At 70.7% G+C, this 1,846-nt stretch carries 2 protein-coding genes and 1 pseudogene; 2 read left to right on the top strand and 1 reads right to left on the bottom strand.

The window, feature by feature from the left end:
- Window positions 1-353: pseudogene (locus tag GT354_RS13305) on the bottom strand (phenylacetic acid degradation protein PaaN); the annotation flags it as partial.
- A gap of 100 nt (window positions 354-453) precedes the next feature.
- Here GT354_RS13305 and paaI point away from each other — a divergent pair.
- A complete protein-coding gene (paaI, locus tag GT354_RS13300) occupies window positions 454-867 on the top strand; it encodes a hydroxyphenylacetyl-CoA thioesterase PaaI (RefSeq protein ID WP_161356518.1) in 414 nt (137 codons plus the stop codon).
- The coding region (locus tag GT354_RS13295) for an AMP-binding protein (protein ID WP_161356517.1) at window positions 864-1,846 on the top strand (983 nt) is incomplete at its 3' end. The genes paaI and GT354_RS13295, both read left to right, overlap by 4 nt.

The following is a 1,846-nucleotide window of genomic DNA, read 5'->3' as shown; positions in this document are numbered from 1 at the left end:
GCGACGCCCGCCCGCACGTCCGGCCCGGCGTCGCGCCAGGCGGCGGTGGCCTGCCGGGCGGCGGCCACGGCCGTCTCGGGCGAGACCCGCGGGTAGCCGACGCCGAGGTCGAAGCCGTACGGGGAGACCTCGGTGGCGGGCACCGAGCCCTCCTCCGGGTGGCCGGCCAGGACGAACGGCTTGCCGAGCAGCGCCTGAAAGGCCGCCTCGCCCTCCTTGGGCGCCGCCTCCCCGTAGGCGGACGTGCTGGGGGATTCCCGGTACGAGGACCAGTAGTCGCGGCTGGTGGTCGCTTCGACCGCCCGGTCCAGCAGGTCGCTGTGGCGGGCGAAGAAGTCGGGTCGTTCGGACATGCGCTGCACCCCTTGACAGAAGGTTCGAAGTCCTGGATTACTGGAGCCGCCACTAACGTAACCGAATGTTCGGTCAGTTAACAAGGATGGCGAAGCACACATGACATCTGTCCAGGACCCCGCGCGGCGGATGTTCGCCGCGGACGGGGCTTCCCAGGGCCTGGGGATCGAACTGCACGAGACCGGCGCGGGCGCCGCCCACCTGAGCATGGTGGTGACCGCCTCGATGGTGAACGGCCACGGCCTCGCCCACGGCGGTTACATCTTCTTGTTGGCCGACACCGCCTTCGCGTGCGCGTGCAACAGCCACGGTCCGATCACCGTGGGAGCAGGCGCCACGGTCGATTTCGTCGCCCCGGCGTACGAGGGCGACACACTGGTGGCCAGGGCGAGCGAGGTCGGCCGGTTCGGCCGAAGCGGCATCTACGACGTGACCGTCACCCGCGACGACCAGGTGGTCGCGGAGTTTCGCGGTCGCAGTCGCGGCATCAAAGGCGTGGAGAAGAACGCATGAGCGAACGCACCACCGCGTCCCCGCCACGACCGGGCGACGCCCCGCCGGCGGAACTCCTCGACGCCGGCGAGCGGATGGACCGTGCCGAGCTGCGCGACCTCCAACTCCGACGGTTGCGGGCCACCCTGGGGCACGCGTACGACAACGTCGAGCTGTACCGGCGCAAGTTCGACGCCGCCGGGGTCCGACCGACGGACTGCCGCACCCTCGACGACCTGGCGCTGTTCCCCTTCACCACCAAAGCGGATCTGCGCGACACCTACCCCTTCGGAATGTTCGCCGTCCCGCGCGCGGACGTCCGCCGCATCCACGCGTCGAGCGGCACCACCGGCAAGCCGATCGTGGTCGGCTACACCGACGGCGACCTGGACACCTGGGCCGACGTCGTCGCCCGCTCCATCCGGGCCGCGGGCGGCCGACCCGGGCACCGGGTGCACAACGCGTTCGGCTACGGGCTCTTCACCGGCGGACTCGGCGCGCACTACGGCGCCGAGCGCGCCGGGTGCACGGTGATCCCCGCCTCCGGCGGCATGACGGCGCGTCAGGTGCAGCTCATCCGGGACTTCGAGCCCGAGATCATCATGGTCACCCCCAGCTACATGCTGGCCCTGCTCGACGAGTTCGAGCGGCAGGGCGTCGACCCGCGCACCTCGTCCCTGCGGATCGGCATCTTCGGCGCGGAGCCGTGGACCGAGGAGATGCGCCGCGAGATCGAGGAGCGCGCCGGTATCCACGCCGTCGACATCTACGGGCTTTCCGAGGTGATCGGACCCGGCGTCGCGCAGGAGTGCGTGGAGACCAAGGACGGTCTGCACGTGTGGGAGGACCACTTCTATCCCGAGATCGTCGACCCGCTCACCGACGTGCCGGCCGGCGAGGGCGAACCGGGCGAGTTGCTCTTCACCTCCCTCACCAAGGAGGCCATGCCGGTCGTCCGCTACCGCACCCGCGACCTGACCCGTCTTCTGCCCGGCACCGC

The organism is Streptomyces sp. SID3343, assembly GCF_009865215.1.
GTDB lineage: Bacteria > Actinomycetota > Actinomycetes > Streptomycetales > Streptomycetaceae > Embleya.
Note: the sequence above shows the minus strand (reverse complement) of the source record. Positions and strands in the feature narration are given on the sequence as shown.

Excerpts from the sequence above, each read along its gene's own strand:
- paaI (WP_161356518.1), top strand. The coding sequence starts at position 454 with ATGACATCTGTCCAGGACCCCGCGCGGCGGATGTTCGCCGCGGACGGG.